At 53.2% G+C, this 23,065-nt stretch carries 21 protein-coding genes; 14 read left to right on the top strand and 7 right to left on the bottom strand.

Going from position 1 to position 23,065, the window contains the following annotated elements; genetic code table 11:
- Positions 1-2 precede the first annotated feature (2 nt).
- Both GCU45_RS15795 and GCU45_RS15790 read right to left on the bottom strand, forming a co-directional pair.
- Positions 3-1,148 carry a cysteine desulfurase family protein gene (locus GCU45_RS15795; RefSeq protein ID WP_152399610.1) on the bottom strand — a complete coding sequence of 382 codons (1,146 nt, stop codon included), beginning with the start codon at positions 1,146-1,148 and terminating at the stop codon, positions 3-5.
- Complete coding sequence (locus GCU45_RS15790; protein ID WP_152399609.1) at positions 1,121-1,786, bottom strand: ArsR/SmtB family transcription factor; 666 nt, start codon at positions 1,784-1,786, stop codon at positions 1,121-1,123. The genes GCU45_RS15795 and GCU45_RS15790 overlap by 28 nt, the downstream gene beginning before the upstream one ends.
- Before the next feature lie 375 nt (positions 1,787-2,161).
- Between GCU45_RS15790 and GCU45_RS15785 the strand changes: the two genes are divergently transcribed.
- The 10 genes from GCU45_RS15785 to GCU45_RS15740 all read left to right on the top strand — a co-directional run bounded on the left by GCU45_RS15785 (position 2,162) and on the right by GCU45_RS15740 (position 11,491).
- The gene (locus tag GCU45_RS15785; RefSeq protein WP_152399608.1) at positions 2,162-3,613 is read left to right on the top strand and encodes an amino acid ABC transporter substrate-binding protein/permease; all 1,452 of its coding nucleotides are present in this window, start codon (positions 2,162-2,164) and stop codon (positions 3,611-3,613) included.
- Positions 3,606-4,334 (top strand): amino acid ABC transporter ATP-binding protein, encoded by a 729-nt coding sequence (locus tag GCU45_RS15780; protein ID WP_152399607.1) that lies wholly within the window; start codon positions 3,606-3,608, stop codon positions 4,332-4,334. Before GCU45_RS15785 ends, GCU45_RS15780 begins: the two co-directional genes overlap by 8 nt.
- A gap of 211 nt (positions 4,335-4,545) precedes the next feature.
- On the top strand, positions 4,546-4,875 hold the full coding sequence (locus GCU45_RS15775; RefSeq protein ID WP_076173111.1) for a PadR family transcriptional regulator: 330 nt from the start codon (positions 4,546-4,548) through the stop codon (positions 4,873-4,875).
- The gene (locus GCU45_RS15770) at positions 4,875-6,170 is read left to right on the top strand and encodes an FtsW/RodA/SpoVE family cell cycle protein (RefSeq protein ID WP_152399606.1); all 1,296 of its coding nucleotides are present in this window, start codon (positions 4,875-4,877) and stop codon (positions 6,168-6,170) included. Before GCU45_RS15775 ends, GCU45_RS15770 begins: the two co-directional genes overlap by 1 nt.
- A gap of 129 nt (positions 6,171-6,299) precedes the next feature.
- Entirely contained in the window at positions 6,300-6,638 is a 339-nt protein-coding gene (locus GCU45_RS15765; protein WP_116233052.1) for a PadR family transcriptional regulator, read from the top strand.
- Positions 6,625-7,239 carry a DUF2812 domain-containing protein gene (locus GCU45_RS15760; RefSeq protein WP_152399605.1) on the top strand — a complete coding sequence of 205 codons (615 nt, stop codon included), beginning with the start codon at positions 6,625-6,627 and terminating at the stop codon, positions 7,237-7,239. Before GCU45_RS15765 ends, GCU45_RS15760 begins: the two co-directional genes overlap by 14 nt.
- A 285-nt stretch (positions 7,240-7,524) precedes the next feature.
- Positions 7,525-8,586, top strand: a complete 1,062-nt coding sequence (gene vanG, locus GCU45_RS15755) for a D-alanine--D-serine ligase VanG (RefSeq protein WP_152399604.1) — start codon at positions 7,525-7,527, stop codon at positions 8,584-8,586.
- The gene (locus tag GCU45_RS15750; RefSeq protein WP_244364102.1) at positions 8,583-9,407 is read left to right on the top strand and encodes a D-alanyl-D-alanine carboxypeptidase family protein; all 825 of its coding nucleotides are present in this window, start codon (positions 8,583-8,585) and stop codon (positions 9,405-9,407) included. The genes vanG and GCU45_RS15750 overlap by 4 nt, the downstream gene beginning before the upstream one ends.
- Positions 9,404-10,615 carry a serine racemase VanT catalytic subunit gene (vanT, locus tag GCU45_RS15745; RefSeq protein WP_244364099.1) on the top strand — a complete coding sequence of 404 codons (1,212 nt, stop codon included), beginning with the start codon at positions 9,404-9,406 and terminating at the stop codon, positions 10,613-10,615. The genes GCU45_RS15750 and vanT overlap by 4 nt, the downstream gene beginning before the upstream one ends.
- A 141-nt stretch (positions 10,616-10,756) precedes the next feature.
- Complete coding sequence (locus GCU45_RS15740; protein ID WP_152399603.1) at positions 10,757-11,491, top strand: VPS10 domain-containing protein; 735 nt, start codon at positions 10,757-10,759, stop codon at positions 11,489-11,491.
- A 93-nt stretch (positions 11,492-11,584) separates the two neighbouring features.
- Here GCU45_RS15740 and GCU45_RS15735 read toward each other — a convergent pair whose 3' ends face one another.
- Both GCU45_RS15735 and GCU45_RS15730 read right to left on the bottom strand, forming a co-directional pair.
- Positions 11,585-11,959, bottom strand: a complete 375-nt coding sequence (locus GCU45_RS15735; RefSeq protein ID WP_152399602.1) for a hypothetical protein — start codon at positions 11,957-11,959, stop codon at positions 11,585-11,587.
- A gap of 155 nt (positions 11,960-12,114) precedes the next feature.
- Positions 12,115-14,025 (bottom strand): S-layer homology domain-containing protein, encoded by a 1,911-nt coding sequence (locus GCU45_RS15730; protein ID WP_167527150.1) that lies wholly within the window; start codon positions 14,023-14,025, stop codon positions 12,115-12,117.
- A 371-nt stretch (positions 14,026-14,396) separates the two neighbouring features.
- Here GCU45_RS15730 and GCU45_RS15725 point away from each other — a divergent pair, with 371 nt between their 5' ends.
- On the top strand, positions 14,397-15,788 hold the full coding sequence (locus tag GCU45_RS15725; protein WP_145949772.1) for an MATE family efflux transporter: 1,392 nt from the start codon (positions 14,397-14,399) through the stop codon (positions 15,786-15,788).
- A gap of 106 nt (positions 15,789-15,894) precedes the next feature.
- On the opposite strand, the gene GCU45_RS15720 is transcribed toward GCU45_RS15725, so the two are convergent.
- From GCU45_RS15720 to GCU45_RS15710, 3 genes are all read right to left on the bottom strand, one after another.
- Positions 15,895-16,659 (bottom strand): DeoR/GlpR family DNA-binding transcription regulator, encoded by a 765-nt coding sequence (locus GCU45_RS15720; protein ID WP_145139070.1) that lies wholly within the window; start codon positions 16,657-16,659, stop codon positions 15,895-15,897.
- Between the two features lie 186 nt (positions 16,660-16,845).
- On the bottom strand, positions 16,846-17,784 hold the full coding sequence (locus GCU45_RS15715; RefSeq protein ID WP_152399600.1) for an NADP-dependent oxidoreductase: 939 nt from the start codon (positions 17,782-17,784) through the stop codon (positions 16,846-16,848).
- A 19-nt stretch (positions 17,785-17,803) separates the two neighbouring features.
- Positions 17,804-19,186, bottom strand: coding sequence for an MFS transporter (locus GCU45_RS15710; RefSeq protein WP_152399599.1), 1,383 nt, complete (start codon positions 19,184-19,186; stop codon positions 17,804-17,806).
- A gap of 159 nt (positions 19,187-19,345) precedes the next feature.
- On the opposite strand from GCU45_RS15710, the gene GCU45_RS15705 reads away from it, so the two are divergent.
- From GCU45_RS15705 to GCU45_RS15695, 3 genes are all read left to right on the top strand, one after another.
- Complete coding sequence (locus tag GCU45_RS15705) at positions 19,346-20,239, top strand: LysR family transcriptional regulator (protein WP_152399598.1); 894 nt, start codon at positions 19,346-19,348, stop codon at positions 20,237-20,239.
- 216 nt (positions 20,240-20,455) lie between these two features.
- The gene (locus tag GCU45_RS15700) at positions 20,456-21,205 is read left to right on the top strand and encodes an ABC transporter ATP-binding protein (RefSeq protein ID WP_089550443.1); all 750 of its coding nucleotides are present in this window, start codon (positions 20,456-20,458) and stop codon (positions 21,203-21,205) included.
- Positions 21,198-22,817, top strand: coding sequence for an ABC transporter permease (locus tag GCU45_RS15695; RefSeq protein ID WP_152399597.1), 1,620 nt, complete (start codon positions 21,198-21,200; stop codon positions 22,815-22,817). Before GCU45_RS15700 ends, GCU45_RS15695 begins: the two co-directional genes overlap by 8 nt.
- The last annotated feature ends 248 nt before the right edge of the window (positions 22,818-23,065 follow it).

Genomic DNA, 23,065 nt, shown 5'->3' with positions numbered 1-23,065 from the left:
CCTCACTGCAGACGGTCCTGGAATAAAGAAATGACGGTCTCCACTTCTTCTGTGGTGGTGTACCGGCCCAAGCTGAACCGGATCGCTCCGAGCCCTTCGTAATCGCTAAGGCCCATGGCCCGCAGTACCGGTGAAAGGGTTGTGCTTCCGGAGTGGCAGGCGGATCCGGTGGAAGCGGCGATTTCCGGAAAACGACTCAAAATCTCCTGCCCGCTCAGCCCGAGGAAGCTTACGTTGAGCGTGTTGGGCAGATGGTTGCCGGGATCGCCATTAAACCGGACCCGGTCTCCAAAGGCTTCCTTGAGCCCTTCCTTCAATGCCTCCCGGAGGTTTCGGATTTCACGGGAACCGACCTTCTGCGCTGCCAGTGCTGCGGCTTTGCCCAAACCGACGATATAAGGCACATTTTCCGTTCCTGCCCTCCGGCCGGATTCATGGCCTGCCCCATGCACAAACGGGGCGAGTGCCGTGCCTTCACGCACATACAGTGCGCCGATGCCCTTGGGGGCGTACAGCTTATGGCCGGCGATGGATAACAAATCGACGCCCAAGGCGTCGACATCTACCTGAATTTTGCCAAAAGACTGTGCAGCATCCGTATGCATCAGGATATCGTAGCGTTTGGCGATACTGGCCACCTCTTCAATGGGCTGAATCGTTCCGACCTCGCTGTTGGCGTGCATGACCGAAATGAGGATGGTATCCTCGCGGATGGCACGCTCGATATCTGCCGGTGACACCCGGCCCCAATGATCAACGGGAACGTAGGTCACTTCAGCGCCCAGCGTTTCGAGGAAGGCACAGGGATTGAGAATCGCCGGATGCTCAATGGTTGTCGTGATGATATGTCTGCGGGGCTGGTTGGATGCAAAGTAAACCCCTTTTAAAGCGTGATTGTTGGCCTCGGTTCCTCCGCTGGTAAAAATCACCTCACTGGATTTCGCCCCAATCGCTGCGGCGATCCGGCTTCTGGCGTGCTCGATCGTTTCTTTGAGTGAAGCTGCCGCCCAATGCGACGAAGAAGGATTGCCATAGTGCTGCTCGAAAAACGGCAGCATTTCCTGGAGCACTTCCGGATCTAATGGGGTGCTGGCGTTATAGTCCAGATAAATGTGTTTCGTTACCTCTGTGCTTGAAATTCCCGCCATTCGTAAACTCCTTCCTCCACCCGGAATGCTGTAAAGCCCTCACGTTGCAATTTCTCAACCGCCTCGGCCGCTGCAACGCAGTAAGGTCCGCGGCAATATGCAGCAATTGGAGTTTCCTTGGGCAGACTTTGCATATATTGATGAATCTCCTCCATCGGAACAGAGATCGCCCCGGGAATGTGTCCTGCCTCAAATTCATCGGCCGGGCGTACATCCAGTAAAATCATGCTGCCTTCGTCCATTTTGCACAATACTTCATTTAAAGACAGGGTTTGTACATCCTCGCACTGACTCAGAAAGTCGTTTTTCACACGGGTGATGTCAGCCAGCTGCGTTTCGCTCATTTGCCATAGAGCATTCAAAAAGCCCTCAATATGGGGACCAGCCAAGCAGTAGATGACATACGTCCCCCGCTTGCTATACTTCACCAGGTTGGCATCCAGTAAAATTTGGAGATGCCGCGATACGTTGGCTACGCTCATTTCTGTGGCCTCGGCCAATTTTTCAACAGACTTGGGTCCTTGGGATAACAAATGCATGAGCTCGAGCCGTTTATCGCTGGACAAGCATTTCCCGATTCGGGCAAACTGCCGGTACAAGTCGTCTTTGAAAGCACGAACGGGAAAATCGTGGTCCATATCAATTCCCACCTTGCTATAATATTCAATTAATTGATTGAATTATAGTCGCGGTTATCTTTGACCGTCAAGATCATAATGAGCTCATAGCTTGACTATTATTTTACGAAAGTTCTAATGATGGTTAGGCAAACCTGTCTAGAATGGGTAATGAATGATAGCTAACTTGCTTCCTTTATCTGCAGACTGTGTTAGTCTTAGTAGTAAATTTCTTGGTTAATGGTTAGATTGAACTAAGTAAATGGTTGAAAATGTATTTTTAGGAATGATTGGTTTTTTGGTAAAATAGGATACCAGGTGGGAGAATACCTGCTGCCAAAAAAGAAAAAGTATGAAGGGGACAACATTCGGCGTTGACCGAGAAGGGGAGGACACATGAAATCATCTTTTAAGGCATCATTATTTTCATTAGCGCTGCTGCTCCTCGTGGTGACAGGATGGTCCGGTTGGACGGGTAGCGCCGCAGCTGCGCCGGATTCCGGCAAAACCTATGTCATCGGTACCGACATTACGTTTGCTCCGTTTGAATTTCAGGACGTCAGCGGCAAATTTGTCGGGATCGACATGGATCTGATGGAGGCCATCGCCAAGGATCAGAATTTTAAGTATGAGATCAAGCCGCTGGGCTTTAACGCAGCCGTCCAGGCGCTGGAGTCGAACCAGGTGGACGGCGTCATCGCAGGGATGAGCATTACCGACGAACGGAAGCAGAAATTCGATTTTTCCGAGTCTTATTTCGAATCCGGCGTGGTGATGGCCATTAGCAAGAGCAATGATACGATCAAGAGCTATGAGGATTTAAAGGGGAAAAAGGTAGCCGTAAAGACAGGTACAGAAGGCTACAGCTTCGCTGAATCCATCGCCTCGAAATATGGATTTACCATCGTCCCGTTTGACGATTCCTCGCAAATGTACGACGATGTCAAAACTGGAAACTCCGTGGCCTGCTTTGACGATTATCCCGTGCTGGCTTATGGCGTGAACCAGAACAATGGACTCAAGATCGTAACCGAGAAGGAAGCAGGTGGCTCCTACGGCTTTGCGGTCAGCAAAGGCAAGAACCAGGAGCTGATGCAAAAGTTCAATACCGGCCTGACCAATCTCAAAGCCAGCGGGGAGTATGACCAGATTCTCGAGAAATATCTGGGTAAAAATGCGTCCGGACCGGCAAATCAAAGCCGCTGGGGACTGATTCAGGATTCGCTGCCACCGCTGCTGACGGGTCTGGGCAAGACGCTGCTGTACACGATCGTATCGCTGTTCTTCGCCTTTATCCTGGGGTTGATCTTCGGCTTTATGAAGGTGAGTCGCAATAAGTTCCTTCGCGGTTTGGCAACGGTATTTGTGGACGTCTTCCGTGGCATTCCGCTGATCGTCCTGGCTTTCTTTATTTACTTCGGTATTCCGCAGGCGTTCGGCTTCACGATGCCGCTGTTCCTGGCGGCCATTCTGACGCTGACCCTGAATGCCGGCGCTTATGTAACGGAAATCATCCGGGGCGGTATTCAGTCAATCGACCGCGGACAAATGGAAGCGGCCCGTTCGCTCGGTTTGCCGTACCGCAAGGCGATGATGAAGATCATCATCCCGCAGGCGATCCGCGTCATGATTCCGGCGTTTATCAACCAGCTGGTCATTACGCTGAAGGATACGTCGATTCTGTCGGCGATCGGTCTGGTCGAGCTGACGCAGTCCGGCAAAATTATTATCGCCAGAACGTTCTCGTCATTTGATATTTGGCTGGTTGTAGCCATCATGTATTTGATTGTGATCACGATCTTAACGAAACTTTCAGGCTTCTTGGAAGGGAGATTGCGCCGTGGGTAAAATCAGGGTTGAAGGATTAAAGAAGAGCTTCGGCGCCAATCAGGTGCTGAAAGGAATCGATATGCAGGTCAAGGAAGGCGAGGTCGTCTGCGTGATCGGTCCTTCCGGATCGGGGAAAAGTACGTTTCTTCGCTGCATCAACCGGCTTGAGGACATCACTGCAGGCCGTGTCATCGTTGATGACCAGGATCTGAACGATTCGAAGACGGACATCAACAAAGCGCGTGAAAATATTGGCATGGTGTTCCAGCATTTTAACCTGTTTCCGCATTTCAACGTGCTCAAGAACATCATGTTCGCTCCGATGGAGCTGGGCAAAATGAACGCGAAGCAGGCGCGCGAAACGGCGATGCGCCTCCTGGAGCGCGTCGGACTCGCCGACAAGGCGGAGGCGTTCCCGAGCCAGCTGTCGGGCGGGCAGAAGCAGCGGGTGGCGATCGCCCGCGCGCTCGCGATGAATCCCGACGTCATGCTGTTCGACGAGCCGACGTCGGCGCTCGACCCCGAGATGGTCGGCGAAGTGCTCGGCGTCATGAAGGATCTGGCCCGCGAAGGCATGACGATGATGATCGTCACGCACGAGATGGGCTTTGCCCGCGAGGTGGCGGACCGGGTCGTCTTCATGGACGGCGGCTACATCGTTGAGGAAGGACCGCCGGAGGAAGTGTTCGGCCGGCCGAAAAACGAGCGTACGATCAGCTTCCTTGAGAAGGTGCTGTAAGCACGCTATAAGCATGAGTGAAGCCGCGTACGTGATGAACCGTTACCCGGTGATCACAGCGGTTTGGATGAAAGCCCGGACGGGCAGCGTTAGCTGCTTGGCCGGGCTTTTTTCATTTGGTCCCCATCTATTGCCAATCCAAATGCTGTTCGATATACTTATATACATAGTAATACGATGTATTGTAAATCTAGGTATTAGGAGAATGAGCATGGCGATTAATAAAGAGCTACTCAAGGGCAGCACGGTCATTTTGCTGCTGACGGTGCTGAACAAGAAGGAAATGTACGGTTACGAATTAATCAAGGAAATCGAGAAGAGCTCCGAGGGCGTCTTTTCCATGAAGGAAGGAACGTTATATCCCATCCTGCACACACTGGAGTCGGAAGGCTGGCTGGAAGCGTACTGGAGCACGCATGACGGCCGCAAACGGAAGTATTACCGGATAACCGACCAGGGCCGGAGTCAGCTGAAAGAAAAGCAGCAGGAGTGGGTCCGGTTCCGCACGGCGGTCGATACGGTGATCGGGGAGGGAATCTGATGCGGGCTGTGGAAAAGGATGCGGCGGTTCAGGAGTTTCTCGACCGGGTGTGCCGGCATATCCGCGTTAAATCCATGCATGCCGAAATCCGCGAGGAGCTGGGAAGTCATATTACGGAACGGATGGACATGCTGGCATCCGAAGGAGTTGCTGAAGAGCATTGCGCGCAGGAAGCGATTAAGCTGATGGGCGATCCCGACGACATCGGACGAAACCTTCACCGGGCGCATAAACCTGTGTTCGACTGGAAGCTTGTTGTTCTATTAGGGCTGCTGACGATTGTGGGGTTGTTTGGATTACTGAATGTGCAGATGTCTGGCCGAAGGATTTGGATGCTCGCTCAGTTTTTTGAGAAGAAGCTGTTTTATGTTGCGCTAGGATTTGTCGGTCTGTTTATTTGTTATTTCCTGGACTACCGAAAGCTGAGGAAGTATTCCGGAATAATATTCTGCGGGACCATCGCTTTAATGGCTTTAACGTTGAAGGTAGGCATCACGACGTATGGGCAGACGACCAGTCTGGCCATCGGTTCCTTCAGCATTAATGTAATGGCTGCATCCATATTGCCATTGCTCATTGCGGCTTCAGGACTGAACTATAAGTTCCGGCGCAGTGATATTGTCGGCTGGATCAAGTTCGGGGGCCAAATGGCCGTTCCAGTCGTGCTGTATTGGCAAAGCGGCTCCTTGCTGTACGGCTGCATTTATTTAGCGGGGTTCGCCATCATTGCACTGCGGCACAACCGGTTTCCTCTGATGGCTATCGGACTGCCGATCCTTTCTTTGTACATATATAAATTAACGCAAACCCCTTACCTTGTAGAGCGGCTGCACTCCTTTTTGAGCGAAAAGGATAAGGATTACCAGACCTTGCAGACGATCGGAGCGATCCGTTCGGCGGGATGGACGGGCCACGGATTTGCGGCAGCGAACGAAACCCTCCCGTTTATCTATGACGAATCGATGTACCCGTATCTTATTTACTGTTTTGGATGGGGTGCGGGGATCGTCATCGGGCTGCTAATCATTGGATTCATGATACGAATTTGGAAGATGAGTGTGTCCATTAGGGATGAATATGCCACCTGTATATTTTCCGCGTTTATCGTCGTATTTGGCATTCGACTGTTGTGGCCGCTGCTTATGGCGTACGGCGTGGTGCCCATCGTGGGGCAGAGCCTGCCCTTTGTCGGCTATGGCGGGTTCACGCAGGTGTTTGATTTTTGCGCCATGGGGCTGCTGTTATCGATCTATCGGCGCAAGCAGATGCTTCCCGCAAGGATGGAGACCGTTTGAAATTAAGGCCAAGCCCGATACTTCCGGGTTTTGGTCTTATTGCTATTGCAATATACAGTGACACTGTATATAGTGTAAATATACAGTTGAACGATATAAAGTGTGACTGAGCAAAAGGGAGGCACTTCATTGAGCAGAGATAAACATTTACCGCTGACCGAAACGGTATATTATATTTTGTTGGCGCTGCTGGAGCCGGCGCATGGTTACCTGATTATGCAGAAGGTGGAGGAGCTCAGCGCGGGGCAGGTCCGGATGGCGGCCGGCACGCTGTACGGGGCGGTGGACAATCTGCTGAAGCAGAAATTCATCCAGCCGACGGCGAGCGAGGACAGCCGCCGCAAGGTGTATGTCATCACGGATCTGGGTCGGGAAATGCTGAGACAGGATTACGAGCGGATGCGCCATATGATCGAAGTAACCAATATGCAGTGGGGCAAGGAGGAGTTGCTGCATGAAAAAATATAAATTTTTCACGAATTTGGACCAGGAAGAACAGTGGCTGAACGACATGGCCCGGCAGGGCTATACGCTTGTCCGGAAGTCCTTCGGCTATCAATTCGAGCGAAGCGTACCGGAGGAAGCCAACTACCGGATCGACTTCCGGACGTTTAAGAATCAGCGGGACTTTGAGGATTATGTTGCCCTGTTCGAGGACAGCGGCTGGACGCATGTCGCCGGCACGAAGGGGTCGGGGGCTCAATATTTCAAGCAGAACGGTGACCAGGGGAACGAAGATATTTTCTCCGATGCCGACTCCAAAGCGGCCCGGTATAAGCGGATTTCCGACATGTGGATGACGCTGTGCTGCTGCTTTATCCCGATTTTCGCAGTGCTGATTTCGACCGACGCCATTGACGCGTCCGTCATTCTGAAGCCCCAATCGCTGTATTACACGCCGGGATTGTGGGAAATGAACGGCACAAGATTTTGGCAGGCGTTCCTGTTCGAGACACCGTTTGCGCTGTTCCGCGGAATCGTCTGGATGGTCATTCCGGTTATGATTATCGTCTACTCGGTTTTCGCCTACAAAGCCAAAAAGGAATACGAGAAATCCCAGCGGCAGTAATGCCGAAATGGGAGCCAATAGGGAGGATGCTGCGCTTGCCGGCATCGTCCTTTTTTTTAAGGCGGGCAACGGCTGGCGAGCAGTTTGGCAACATCGGGCTTTGCATCGGTTGAGCATGGATGCCCCGTTCATGCCAGCGGGACCGGCTCTTTAATCTTTCTTTAGGTTTCCTTTAATATTAATTTCTGTTTGCTTAACATCCTCTCCCTATAATCAAAAGCATCTTAGGTTCACGCTCAGGCGCTCACGCGGAGTGGGCACCGGACCGGAAATGGGGAGAAAGAGATGCAGAAAAAAACGATCGCCGTGCTGTTCGGCGGCTGCTCAACGGAATATGAAGTCTCGCTGCAATCGGCGGCTTCCGTCATAGATCATTTGGACAAGGCTAAATATGAGCTGGTGCTCATCGGCATTACCCGGGAGGGAGCCTGGCTGAGGTACCACGGAGATCCGGAGGAGATCCGCAGGGACCGCTGGCATCAGCATCCGGGGTGCATCCCGGCGTTTCTGCCGCCAAGCAGGGAAACGGGCGGAATCGTGGAGCTGGTCGGGACGGAATACCGTTTGACGCCGGTGGACGTCGTATTCCCGGTTCTTCACGGCAAAAATGGGGAAGACGGCACGCTGCAGGGGCTGCTGGAGCTGTCGGGCATTCCTTTTGTCGGCTGCGGCACGCTGTCCTCTGCCCTTTGTATGGACAAGGAGGTTGCCAGCAAGCTGGTCAAAGCGGCCGGAGTGGAAGTGGCGGGTTCGGTCACGGTCCTCGCAGGAGACGACTTGTATGCGGCCGCCAAATCGGCTGAGACGCTGGGCTACCCCGTCTACGTTAAACCGGCCAAGTCCGGTTCCTCTTTCGGTATTACGAAGGCGTACGACAGGCTGGCGCTCATGGACGGCATCCGTGAGGCACTGCAGCATGACGACAAGGTGGTGGTCGAGCAGAACATTGCCGGATTTGAAGTGGGCTGCGCGGTTCTGGGTCATCGGGAACCGTTCATCGGAGAAATCGACGAGATCGAGCTGCAGGGTGAGTTTTTTGACTATACGGAAAAATACCAGCTGATTTCGTCTAAGATCCATCTGCCTGCCCGGATTTCGGAAGAAACGGCGAACCGGGTCAAAGAGACCGCGCGCCGCGTCTACCGGACGCTCGGCTGCCGCGGCCTGGCCCGGGTGGACATGTTCATTACCGAAGGGGAGCGGATCGTATTCAATGAGGTGAACACGATGCCGGGCTTCACGGCCGCCAGCCGCTATCCGAACATGATGCGGGCCAGCCACCTGCCGTACCCGGACCTGATGGACCGGCTGATCCAGCTGGCCGAAGCGATGGAGGTGGTCCGATGATCGGGGTTGTAGGCACGGAAGGCCGCGTGATTCACATCCAGCCGAGCATGGTGTACCGGGGACACCTGGTCCTCATTAACAGCGAGCATCCGCTCCGCCAGGCGCCTTATTCCAAGAGCCTCGCTCCCGTGGAATCACTCGCTCATGGCAGCACTCATGAGCGGGTGATGCGTCTGGAACGCAGCTGCCTGCAGCAACTGGAGGCGCTGCTGGACGCCTGCGGGGGCCGGGGAGGCATCGGAGTGGTCAGCGGCTACCGCACCGCGATGGAGCAGCAGCGCATCTACGACCGGTCGCTGGTGGAGAACGGGGAGATTTTTACTGCGAGTTACGTGGCTCGTCCCGGAGAAAGCGAACACCAGACCGGGCTGGCGGCCGATGTGGGCGATAAGCACACGGGGGTCGACTATTTATGCCCTTCGTTTCCGGAGGGTGGCGTTTATGCCTCTTTCCGGAAGCTGGCAGCAGAGCATGGCTTCATCCAGCGTTACAAGCAGGGTAAAGAGCATCTGACGCACATTGCCTGCGAGCCTTGGCATTTTCGCTATGTGGGCGTGCCGCATGCCATCATCATGGAGCAGTATGGGATGTGCCTGGAGGAATACACGGATTACTTGAAGCAGTTTACCCTAGATGGTCCGCATCTGTTCAAAAAGGTCAAGGAACATCTTGTGGAGATGTACTATGTTCCTGTTCATGAAGAAGAGCAGGTGCTGACGATTAAGGTCCGCCCTGAAACAAGAGTGGAATGCTCTGGGAACAATGTGGACGGCTGCATCATCACCATCTTCCATGATTTGCGGAAGGGGCTGGTGGGTTGAGGGCGCATCGTCTTCGGGCAGAGACGTTTCCTGTGAGATGGGGATACTCGCTTACTTCTCCAGGCGAAAAGAGAGAGGCACGGCCTTCCCTGTCCCACCGGGCGTGGGCGGAAATCAGCCTGGATCACTTGCGGCATAACGCCGCAGAGCTCCAGCGGCTTCTCCCTTCCGGGTGCCGCCTGATGGCGGTGGTTAAAGCTAATGCATACGGACACGGTATTACGGAGATCGCGGGGCATTTGAACCGTTCGGGGATGGATAGCTTCGCTGTGGCGGAAATCGGGGAAGGGATCCTTTTGCGGGAACAAGGCATCCAGGGGGAGATTCTAATCCTTGGTTACACCGATCCAGAGAGGGCCGCCGATTTGGCCAGGTACCATCTGACGCAGACGATGGTAAGTTTGGAATACGGGCAGGCCTTGGAAGCGCTCGGTATCGACCTGGAGGTTCATGTCAAAATCGATACCGGCATGAACCGGCTCGGCGTGCCCCACCAGGATACGGAGTCCATTCTGCGGTGCTATGACTTTGTTAATCTTCGGGTGACGGGCATATTCAGTCATTTGTCCATGTCGGACGGACTTGGACCGGAGGAGACCGAATTTACGCGCCGGCAGATCGCTCACTTTGATGGTGTGGTCGCGCAAATCAAGAAAGCTGGCATCGATCCAGGCCTTGTACATCTTCAGAGCAGCTACGGCATGCTGAATTACCCTGAGCTGCGCTATGACCGGGCCCGGCCGGGGATCGCGCTGTACGGCCTGCTCAGCCAGGAGGGCGACGCCGTGCGGTGCCAGGCCGAATTGCGGCCTGTGCTGGCGCTCAAGGCGACCGTGACGCAGGTGAAGGAGGTGCAGGCCGGCCAGCCGGTCGGCTACGGCCGCCGCTTCGTGCCGGAAAGCGATATCCGGATCGCCACGGTGTCCATCGGCTATGCCGACGGCGTTCCAAGGATGCTGTCGGACGGGGGTGGACAAGTCCTGATCCGCGGGCAGCGGGCCTCCATCATCGGCAGCATCTGCATGGATCAGCTGACCGTCGACGTCACCGGTATCGACGGCGTAATGCTAGGGGACACCGTCACGCTGATCGGCCAAGATGGCGATGAGCAGATCACCGCTGGTGAGATTGCCGCGCGCTGCGGAACGGTCACTAACGAAATCGTGAGCCGGATCGGCAGCCGGGTGCAGCGCATATATGTTGAATAGCCGCTGGAGACAGCGGTTCAGGCTGCCGAGATCGTTCTCGACAGCCTGAATAAGCGTAATAGTGGACTTGTTTTATTGCTGAGAGAAACAATCTGGGTATACTTGGCATCTATATAGTAAAACCGGATTGAGGTGTTCTTAATGAAGCGAGCTGTTTCTTTTATCTCAATCGTCATGCTATCTCTAATTTTTACAGGATGTTCGGGTAACTCCAACGTTAAAGAAAATACGAATACTCCTTCCACATTGATGAATTCGGAAAAAACGAATTCTCAGGGCCAAGATCCCCAGTCAACAAAAGAAGAAACTGCCATTACGGGAAACATAACTTGGAAGGCTCAGTATGAACCCATCGGAATGTTTGCAGTAAAAATGGTTTTATCTCAATCCACAGATCAAGGTAAAACGTGGACTATCGTGACAAGCAGCGATCAGAAAGGCAGCACAATACCTGGCGGGGCAGAGTCCTTCACATTTACCGATGCAAATACCGGCTGGATCGTAACGAATACACCAGCTGAAGGGAAGGTTGGGGCTTATAAGTCAATCGACGGAGGCAAGTCATGGTTCGATCTTAACCTGCCTGTTCCAGACGAGTTAAAAAGCTCAAACATAAAGGCCGTTCTCCCTTACTTTTTGAATAAAGACATATGTGTTATGATGACAACTCAAACGGACGAATCAGCAGAATCATCGAAAAGCCTATTCTACGTTTCTATGGATGGTGGAGTTGAGTGGAGCCTTATCTTTAATCAAAGAGAAGGAACGGTCAAAAGCCTTCACTGGAGTAGAGATGAAAACAACAACTACAGTTTTTTCATGGGTAAAGAAAAGTGGGAGTTTACAGGATCTCAATGGTTAAGAAACAGCAAATAGCCGGTTAGTCGTTCTATTTAGCGTACATAAGTGCTGTAGTGCCGCTGGAGACAGCGGCTTTTTGCGCTTATAGCTGTGGTCGGGGTTACCCCGTTACTTCGTTGTATTACGGCGCCTGAACTCTTTTATGATGAAGTTTTTTGCGGAGACGATCAGCACTTCCGGGATGAGAACGCACCCGATATACAGCAGGATGATGAACGGAAGGGAGGCCGTGAAAATAGCGAAGGTTTGTTCTTCCTGAGGCTTCATGATAACCAGCCATAAAGGGATCGCGACCACCCAGGTTAACAGGTTGGATATCAGCAGATAGGCCAGGTTTTCCCACAGCAAGCTAAATAGAATCAAAACGGCAATAGGGATCGCCCACGAATCCAAGTGCTGATCCAGATTCAAAAAGCAGAAGAACGCCATGGGATAGATTAGAGTGATCATTATTTGACTGACTTTAAGTCGACCCCGTTTCATGTGGCTCTCCTTTCTTGCCCGTGAATTATACAAAAAAACCACCGCCTTTGTGAACGGACCTCCAACGGTTAGCGGATGCCTAACGAACGAGAGAATAGTTCAATGCAAGCGGTGGTTATTTACATGTTATACCATTTTTAAGCGTTGCACCCGGTTTAGGATTGCTGATCGTCCATGAGGCGGAGCAGCAGGACGATGGCCTCGGCACGAGACGTCCGGGCTGCGGCCGCAAAGTTCCGGCCGTCGCGGCCTACGGTCAGGCCGCGCTCCTCCAGGGCGGCCGCTGCGGGCTTCGCCCACGCCGGAATCAGGGCGTCGTCGTTAAACGAGGTGCGCCCCGCGGCTTCTTGCGCCAGGCCAAGTGCCTTGGCGGTCATGACCGCCATCTCCGCACGGGATATGGGTGCCCAGGGCCGGAATTTTCCGTCCGGATATCCGGCAGTCACGCCTGATTGGTACGAGGCCATTACAGCATCAACGGCCCAGAACCCGATCGAGTTCTGATCGGTAAACCGGTGCGGAGGGTTATCCTGATGAGGCTGCAAATTCAGCTTATGCGCCAGCATGACGGTAAATTCCGCCCGCGAAACCGGCATGTTCGGCTCAAACGTACCGTCCGGGTAGCCGCGGACCAGCCCCAGCTTCACCGCGCGGAGGATATCCGCACTGGCCCAGTGGCCGGTGATATCGCTGAACGGATCCGGTTCAGGCGTCGGCAGCTCCTGCTCCGGGTCCGGCTCGGCAGGAGGCTTCGGCTCCTGAACCGGCTGGGTAGGCGTAGTAGAAGGCCAACTGCTCGAGGAGCCGGATCCTCCGCCAGGCTTGCTGGCAGTCACGGCACTTCCCGTCAGCGGCAGGCTTTCGTTGCCGGCTGCATCCAGGGCGGTGACGCTGAACGTATAGGCGGTATCGGCCGACAGCCCGGCAACGTTATACGCATAGACGCTGCTGCTGACTGTCACTGCGTCGCCTGAACCGGACGCGACACGGTAGGATGCTACGCTGTTGTCGTCCTTCGCCGCCGGCCAGTTCAAGGTCAGGTTTCCTGACGTGACGCCGGAAAAGGTCAAGCGGCTATCGGCCGGCCACTCAGGAGCTGTGCAGTCGGCCGGATGGGATGCCTCCACTGTATACAGACCTGTCGTCCCATCCTGTGCGGTGACGATCAAGGAAACTTCAGTCGAGAGGGGTTTTAGCGAGACACGAGTCTCTTGTCCGCTTACCGCCAGACTGCCGTTGATCGTCATCGTTGCTTTCGAATCCGCCACCGTGGCTTTCAACGTCACTTCTGAAACGCCACAGGGCACCGACAATTTGTAATCCGAAACAATCGGAGCAAATTCCGGGCTCAACTGCCCTGCCGAAAAAGTCAAACTGCTCAAATCAGCATTATTGCTTAGAGTTTCTTGGATCGTAATATTAACCTTAGCTTCCGTGGAGACCAGGCCTGCATTGGTCTTAGCTCTCCAGGTGAATGAAGCCGTGCCTATGAAATCGGGTGCAGGGACAAATCTCAAATTCCCCAAATCGGAAGCATCAATTTCTTCAGCCTCGGTCACGTCTTTCGAGGTTTCTCCTTCGATAAGCTGCAGTTTCCCCAAAGCCGGGTCAGGCAGCGAGGTAATCTGCACGCTGTTCAAAGCGTCTTCTCCGCTCCCACTAATGTGGCCTGCAAACATGTTTTCCGTAAACGCTAGAACCGAATTCTTCGTGGTGGCCAAATCAAAATCGCTTGCCTGAAGAGAGAACCTAAGTACTAGGTAAAGGGTAAATGTATACTGAATGCCATAATCCGAAAGCGTCCGGCCGTCCTCGAGTTGCTTCCCGGCAAAAATCAGGCGCTGCTGGTCGGGCGGAATCCCCTCCTTGTCCTGGATTTTTTGTTTAACGTTCTCAATCGTGTCTGACAATTCAACGCCCAGCGTAATGGTTTTTCCGGTCAGTGTTTTCACGTAAATGACCTTCGGGCCTTCTTCCAGAAAAGCCCGCTGCGGAAAGGCCAGCGTAAGCAGCATGATCAGGGCAAGACATGCTGCGACAATGCCCGGCCTTATTATTCTTGCCATCGATGAATCCTCCATCCCTATTCGTTTCAAAACTCCATTGTCTTCGCTGCAGACCAACGAAATCCCTTTTAAACGGACCGGAATAAACTATATTTTCATACCTTGAAAAAAACATAGAAATTAACCGTTGACAGGGACCACCCCCGGTGATAACCTCAACCAGAGGAAAAAAGCCAACCTGCTATACGATATGTATGATTGATTAACGCGGCAGACCTTTGAGGAGCCGTTTTTTCAAGACGTTATGTCCTTTGTGGACCCATAGATCCGCATACCTGGCAAGCCGACTCTTCTTTCCGAAGGGTTTTTTCATTTTATAAAAACGTGGGCATGCTGCCAGATGCCTAATCCGACAAAAAGAAAGTGATCCCTTGTATCAGCTAAAGTTTAAGGCGAACACCGAGCGCCTGCTAGACAAACATCTTACCGGTGAATCGATCGATTACCGGCAGATTATTTCCCTGTTCATACCGATTCTGATCGATCAGGCGTTTATTATTTCGCTGAACATGGTCAACGCCGCCATGATCAGTTCGGCCGGAGTCGCCGCCATCAGCGCCGTCAATATGGTCGACTCGCTTAATATTTTTCTGGTCAGCGTTTTTATCGCCATGTCGACGGGCGGAACGGTCGTCGTCGCGCAGTATAAAGGCAGCGGCAACGACCTGATGGTTTCCAAAGCAGCGTCCAGCACCGTCTCCGCCTGCGCGATCCTGGCGCTGGCTCTCAGTCTGATCCTGGTCTTGTTCCACCAGCCGCTGCTCAGCGTGCTGTTCGGAGCGGCTTCGCCGGAAGTCATGGACAATGCCAAAGTGTATCTGCTCGGAGGCGGCGTGTCTTTTGTGGGGATCGCCATTACTGAAGCGGTGTGCGGGGCGCTGCGCGGGATCGGCAAATCGAGGGCTTCGCTCATGCTGTCCCTGTTCATGAACCTGACCTACGTCGCGCTGAATTTGGTGTTTATCAACCTGCTGCACATGGGCGTGCTTGGCATGACGATCGCGATCAACATTGCCCGGTACCTGGCGGCCGCCTGCGCGCTGTACTTTCTGGTGAAAAGGGACACCGATCTGCATTTCCAGCTCCGGTCCATCGTTCAGGTGAACCTGAAGATGCTCCGCAAAATCTTTTCCATTGGCATCCCGTTTGCAGCGGAGCAGATGTTCTTTAACGGCGGTAAAATGCTGACCCAGATCTTCATCGTCGGCCTTGGCACATATGCCATCGCCACCAATGCGATCAGCGGGTCGCTGGCAGGCGTATCCCAAATTCCGGCGAACGCGCTCTCGCTCACGCTGGTGACGGTAGTGGGGCAGTGCATCGGACGGAGAAACGTGGAGGACGCGCGCAAGTTCACCAAGACGTTCCTGTGGCTGGCGTCCTTCTCCTTCGTGCTGACGGGTGTGATCATGATGGCCTTGTTCCATCCGCTGGTCAGCCTGTTCCACCCTCCGAAAGAAATCGTCGGGGACATCTTCACGGTCCTGCTCATCAACCTGATCGCGCAGGTACCGCTTTGGGCTATCAGCTTTATTATGCCATCGGCGCTGCGGGCCGCGGGGGACTCCAAGTTCACCTCGCTGGTCTCCATGCTGTCGATGTGGCTGTTCCGGGTCATCCTGGGCTATGTGCTCGGCATTGTGCTGCATTGGGGAATCGTCGGCGTCTGGCTGGCGATGAACTGTGAGTGGGGTGTGCGCGGCACCGTCTTCCTGCTGCGTTTCATGGGCAAGAAGTGGTATCAGCACCGTTTGATCGATTGAATATATACGATATCCATATTTACGGTAAAAAAAAGGACTTTCCCCGGCTTGCCAGCCGATCAGGGAAAGTCCTTTTGCGTTAGGCGGTTGCTCCGCTATTCGTCCGCTATTCGTCCGCAATAATAAGCTTCGTCTGCGTCTTCTTAAATTTGGCGGCATAGCTGCGGTCCACCAGGTTGTCTGTCACGATCGCATCGATTTTGTCCAGCGGCGCGATCGCAATGGTGACGTCCCGGCCGAATTTGCTGCTGTCGGCGGCGACGAAAACCTCTTTGGACAGCTCGATCATCTTTTTGCGCGTGGTCGCTTCCTCCAGGTTGTAGTCGGAAATTCCCCGTTCGGTTGTGATGCCGCTGCAGCAAATAAACGCCTTGAGGACGTTCAGTTCATGAAAGTTGAAAATATACTCGAACGTTACGACCGACTGCTCGTCCTTACGGATTTTTCCCCCGATGATCATCAGCTCGATATCGGTGTTCATCAGCTCGGTAATGACCGGGATGGAGTTGGTAATGACCGTCAGCTTCTTCTTGTCCTTGATGTATTTGGCAATATGGTACGTCGTCGAGCCGCTGTCGATATAAATGCAATCCCCGTCCTGAATGTATTCGCAGCATTTCCGGGCGATGGTTTCCTTCTCCTCCAGGCGGTCGATCATGCGCTCATCCATGGAAGGCTCGCCATACTTGGGCTCGGCCAGCTTGATGCCGCCATAGATTTTGACGATTTTCCCCTGATTGGCCAGCACATTGATGTCCCTGCGCAGCGTGTCCACGGAGATGTCCAGCTCTTCGGTCAGCTCGTTCATCTTCAGCACCTTGCGGACGTTCAGCAGATCGATGATTTTCTTTTGTCGCTCTAATGGCAGCATGTTTTTCACCTGTATTTATGACGTGGAAGTCTCGATATTCAAGTTAAGTCAATTCCAGTGTACTGATTACACCTTGCAACTTCAATACCGTTTATCCTTGGAGCCACAGGTTTCTGTTGAGCATCCTACCCGATACTGCATGGTCTTGCACCAGCTAAAAAAGGGCCGTTGTCGGCCCTTCTGAATTCAATCCGCGACCCGAAGCACGATTCGTCCCCGTCCATGGCCGGTTTGGCATAGCTCGTGAGCTTGTTGGATCTCATGCAATGGAAATTCCCTTCCGACCGGTGCCTTTATTTGTCCGTCTGCGATCAACTGTCCTATTTGCTGGAAAACGGTATCGGGTGCGAGCTCGTTGCTGAACCGCGCAGTAATGCCCAATTGCTGAGCCCGCTCCGTAGAGGGGACGTCTACAAGCGAGAGCAAGGTTCCCCCGCGTCTCACGATGGACCAGGAGCGCTCCAGCGTGTCACCGCCAACTCCGTCCAGAACCAGGTCCACGTCGTGTGCTCTGTCCTCAAATCGGGTTGTTCGATAATCGATGACAGTGTCGGCACCCAGCGATTTGACGTAGTCGATATGGTCCCCCGAACATGTGCCGATGACTTCGGCGCCTTTCCATTTGGCCAATTGAACGGCATACGACCCGACCCCTCCGGCCGCCGCATGAACCAGAACACGCTGGCCTGGCTGCAAATGACCATGAGCGAACAGCGCCATCCATGCCGTGGTAGCCCCTCCTGATATGGTGGCTGCTTCGCGGAAGGAGAGTTTGGGCGGCATGCTTGCAAGAGTGTCCACTGTTGTTGTGACGAACTCCGCGCATGCGCCTTGACTGGCTCTGCCGAATACCGCCTGACCTTTTCGAAACTTCGATACACGGGAACCGACATCGGCGACGACTCCCGCTACAGCTGAACCCGAGATGAAAGGAAGCTGCAGCGGGACATGCTCCTTCATCAGTCCTTGACGATACGCCCAATCCACAGGCAGTACGCCGACGGCATGAACACGAATCAAAACTTCCTCCGGTTTAGGAACAGGCACAGGCAGTTGTTCCAGTCTCAGCTCCTCCGGTCCTCCATACTGGTGAATATGAACAGCTTGCATCAGGTTTGAAGTCATTCTTCCATCTCCTTCGAAATCATTTTTGTGTGCTGGATATTGAGGATCCAATGGTTTTACGGGCTCGCACCAGAATAGAATAAAGCGCGATAACCACGAGCAGGACGGTGAACAGCAGGGAAAACGCGTTGCTGTAGCTCATCGCTTGTTCGTGAAAGAGCAGTGGATTCAGCTGAACAGGCGCTCCCCAATCAAGTACTTTGCCGATCAAAGAAGTAGAGACGGCTCCGATGATGAATGTCATCATGGTAAGAAAGCCCATCCCGATACCCATATGCTCCTGTGACAAAGTGAGGGAAACGCTATTTGACGTAGCTACCTGGATAAAGGTCTGCCCCGTGCTGGCTAGAATCAGGAAGATCCATATATAGGCGGGCGGCATCCCGGGGAATACGGACAAGATACCAAAGGAAACTAAGAGCGGGGCTGCAGCCAGATAGAAGAGAAAACCATTTCCCCTTTCATCGGCGAGTTTCCCACCTGTTCTTCCCAGCAAGGCGGATGCCATGGCTCCCGGAAACATGACAAAACCAATGAATGCGGGAGATACATGGCTTATGTTCGTGAGCAGCTGCGGCATAATGAAGGGCATCCCGGAACTCAGGCTCGCCGCTAACAAAGCAATCCCTACGCCCAGGACATAACGCCGATTATGAAACAAGGCGGGCTGAACAAACGGCTCCTCTGCGGACCGGATGCGAAGGATAAATAATGCAAAGATGACGAAGCCGGTACCAAAGAACAGCCATGAACTATAAGTGATAGCAAGAAGTATTAACGCAATGGTACCTGCGAGCAGAAATCCGCCGATCCAATCCAGCTTGCTCCCTGTCCGCTCCGGTTCTTCCTGCAAATATTTGCGAAATACAGGCAGAACCAGCAGGATGAACAAAGAAAAACAAAAAAGCATACGCCAATGAAGCATACCTGTCACCAGACTAGCCGCTATAGGGCTAATGGCCGTTCCAAGAGCCAGTCCGCTTACCATGGTGCCAATGGCCCGGCCTCTGTTTTCCGGGGGGAAATATTTCGCTGGTATAATCATGGATACGGCAGGGATCACCGCTCCTCCGGCAGCCTGCAGCATCCGTCCAGCCACCATCATCCCGTAATGCTGTGCCGACAGCCCTAAGAGCGAGCCCGTGACCATAAGGATGAAGCCGAAAGTCAGCAAATCCTTCAGCCGGTAACGGTCTGCCAATTTACCGTAGGTCACTGAACCGATCGCATACATGATTCCATAGCCCGTGGTCATCCAGCTCACCTGTGAAGCCGTCAGCCTAAACTCCTCGCGAATGGATGTGAGCACCACGTTAAAAATCGTTGCGTTCATGACCGATATGATCAAGGTGAAGTACATGATATGAAGCAGCTTATTGGCCGCATCCTTTTGACCCTCCATCTCCGTAAGTCCCCTTTCCTTTGCGTTCCATCGTGAAGATGGAGATTCATCCACATTATAAAGTTGATAAATGACCGTTAAAAATATAAATTGGTCATAAGTTCATAACTCTAAAGATATAAACTTGATTCGGTCCATCAGAATGGAAGGGTGGAATCCATGGAATTATTGCAATTGAAGTATTTTCAAACCGTCGCCCGGCTGGAACATATGACGAAGGCAGCCGAGGAACTGCATATCGCCCAACCGGCCCTTAGCAAAACGATTGCCCGGCTGGAACAGGATATAGGAGTTCCGCTATTCGACCGCCACAAACAAAAAATCCGCCTCAATTCGTATGGCAGACTGTTTTTACAGCAGGTCGAGCCGGCCCTGACGATGCTGGAAGAGGGGAGACGCCAGGTTGCGGATCAGGCTGGCCTCGAGCAGGGACGTATTGTGTTGGCCACAACGAACCACAAGTGTGACGCGGAGTTTATCAGTTCATTTTTATCGGCGTACCCGAAGGTCAATCTTCGCCTTACCCAAACGACCTCGCATGAGGAGAAGATCGAGCTCCTTCTTGACGGCGAACTGGACTTTTGCATTACTTCACTGCCGATTGAACATGAGGAGATCGAAAGTATTGAATTTTTGCGGGAGGAGATTTTTCTGGCAGTACCCTCCGGGCATCCTTTATCGAATCGCACCCGTATCTGCTTGAGCGAGTTGGCCGAGGAACCCTTTATCGGTTTGGACAGGAAGCACAGCTACCGGGTGTTAACCGATCAATTGTGTAAATCGGCGGGTTTTGAACCAAAGATTTCATGCGAGGTTGACGATACGACCGTTATGAGTGCTTTTGTCAAAGCGGGAATGGGGATTGCCTTATTAACCGAGCCAGCGAAATTAAAAGAACCCTCACTTGTCCTGCTTCCGATTGAGCAGCCTGTATGCCAGCGCACTTTTCTGTTGGCCTGGTCGAGACATCATTACTTATCCAAAGCGGCTCATACATTTCGTGATTTCCTGATCCGCTATTATGCGGACTTCACAACAGAATTAGCACAGTAAGCCTGGTCAAACGTCAAAGCGCCGAATCGGTACTCCAAAGTACTGGTTGGGCGCTTTTTTTTACCTATATATGAGAAGAAATTAAGGTGATTTAGGATGAAGTTAGTCAAAATATATGAAAGACATATGCATAATTTACTTCGACTTTACACAATGGACGATTTGGTTTGACATTCGCTTTTTATACTGGGGTTGTGTTTATGGGAGGTGAGCCGTCTGCTCAAGCTGCAGCATATTCGTAAACAATTCGACGAAAAGGTAGTTTTGGAAGACATCAGTCTCGAGATCGGCACGGGCGAAATTGTATCGCTCCTCGGTCCGAGTGGAAGCGGGAAGACGACCCTTCTCGGCATTATTCTCGGGTTAACCGATATGGATCAAGGCAAGATCCTGTTTAATGGCAACGACATCAGCCGGGTGCCCATGAACAAGCGCGGTTTCAATATCGTGTTTCAGGATTATGCCCTGTTCCCGAATTTGAACGCTTACGACAATATCGTATACGGGCTTCGCAACAAGAAGGGCATCAGCAAGGAGGAGGTTCAGGAAACGATCGATTTTCTGGAGCTCGGGCCCCATCTGAAAAAAAGAATCAGCGAGCTGTCCGGGGGCCAGAAGCAGCGGGTGGCTTTGGCCCGAACGCTGGTCACCAAGCCGAAAATTCTGCTGCTGGACGAGCCGCTCAGCGCCCTCGACGGGGTGATCAAGGAATCGATCAAGCAGCGGATTCAATCGATCGCGCGGGAGTTCAAGCTTACGACGATCATTGTGACCCACGACCCGGAAGAGGCGCTGACCCTGTCGGACAAAATTCTGATTATCAACCAGGGCCAAATCGCCCAATACGGCACGCCGCAGGACATCATCCAGCAGCCGGCGGATGCTTTCGTGGAACAGTTTATTATCCGGCAGCTGCAGATCAAACGGCAGAACATTTACCAGCTTTTTGGTGCGGCCCATGCATAAAGTCAAGCCTGAAATGCGGGTGATCTTCATCCTGATCGTGCTGCTGTTCGCCGTGTTTCTGTTCATCCCGCTGGTGGTGCTGCTCATTCGCTCTTTGGAAAATGATCAGGGCTTTACGCTCACAAACTATACCGATGTGTGGAGCAGACGGGACCTGACCCGTTCCATTCTGAACAGCGTCAAGGTATCGGCGCTGACCGCATTCATCACGACAGTGCTCGGCTTTATTCTCGCTTATGGTATTCACTGTACCAACGTGTACCGGCCCATCAAGGGCGCAGTAAGGATTTTGGTCGCGCTCCCGATGCTCCTGCCCACGATTACCTACGGATTCGCCATCATGTACTCCTTCGGCAACCAGGGGCTGATCACCCGGATCACGGGACGGAACTGGTTTGAAATTTACGGATTCAACGGACTGCTGCTCGGCTATGTCATTTACACGCTGCCGCCGGCCTTTCTGCTGATCCACAATGCGTTCCGCTACGTGGACCGGAAGTTCATCATCGTCTCCAGGCTGATGGGGGACGGCACGCTGCGCAGCTTCAAAAATACGGTGCTGCGGCCGCTGACGGGAGCGCTGGGCGGTGCGTTGATCCTGTCGTTTATTTTGAGCTTTACCGATTTCGGGATTCCGGCGTCGGTCGGCGGTACCTACGAGGTCGTTGCAGGGCAGCTGTACCAGGTGATGCTCGGCTCCATCCCGGATTTCAACCAGGGGGCGGTCGTTGCGATCGTTATGCTGATTCCGGCGGTGTTCGGCATCTGGCTGCTGCAGGCGCTGGAGAAGCTCAACTTCCACGTCGATAAAATGGCCGATACGCCGCTGCCCAAGCACCGCATACGGGATACAAGCTTCGGGATCCTCTCCCTGTTGGTCGTGCTCGGCATGCTCTCTATCTTTGCGGTTATGTTTATCGCACCGTGGATGAACGGATATCCGTACGATCTTACGTTTACCTTCAAGCATGTGGCGAGTGTGCTGGAATCGGGAGATCTCACAGGGGTGTACAAGCATTCGCTGTGGGTTGCGCTGCTGACGTCCTTCTTCGGCACCCTGGCTGCTTATGCCGCAGCGCTGCTCAATGTGCGTACGAACCTGCGGTGGCGGGGAATCACGGATACGATCTCGATGATCACCAACACGGTGCCGGGCATGGTGCTGGGGATTTCGTACCTGCTGTTTCTGAACGGGAGCAGTCTGAAGGGGACGTTTACGATTCTCATGCTGTGCAACATCGTCCATCTGTTCACGACGCCATACCTGATGGCCAAAAACGCCCTTTCCCGGATGAATCCTTCCTGGGAAACGACCGGGGAACTGCTTGGAGACAGCTGGCTGCGGACCGTCCGGCGGGTCGTGCTGCCGAATTCGGCCGCCACGGTGGTCGAAATGTTCGGATACTTTTTCGTCAACGCGATGGTGACGATCAGCGGTATCATCTTTCTGGTATCGGCGCAGACGTCGGTGGTGGCGAGCAAAATCAAGGAACTGCAGCATTTCGCCAAGTTTAATGAAATTTTCGTGCTGTCCATGCTGATCTTCGCAACCAACCTGATCATCAAGGTGCTGTGCGAAGTACTGCAGAGAAGGAGGGCTGTGCGGCGGTGAGCCCGGGGGTTGCCCACCACCAGAGAGACTGCGACTTTGATAATGAAACGACTTGAAATGTTTTCATCACATTTTCTCAAATGCCAAGCCCAGCGGAGGGGCCGAAATCGGTTTGGAGAAGCGCAGCGTTCGCCTTTGTTTCCATATTTCCACCTTGAAATTTTGAATCGGGAAATAGGGAAACAACAGCGATCGGAAAACCGATTCGGATCCGGAGCGGCCTCAGCAGGCACGCAAGAAGCAAGCCA

Source organism: Paenibacillus cellulositrophicus (assembly GCF_009363095.1).
Taxonomy (GTDB): Bacteria; Bacillota; Bacilli; order Paenibacillales; family Paenibacillaceae; genus Paenibacillus_AQ; species Paenibacillus_AQ favisporus.
The sequence above is the reverse complement of the archived record's forward strand: the minus strand, read 5'-3'. Positions and strand labels throughout refer to the sequence as shown.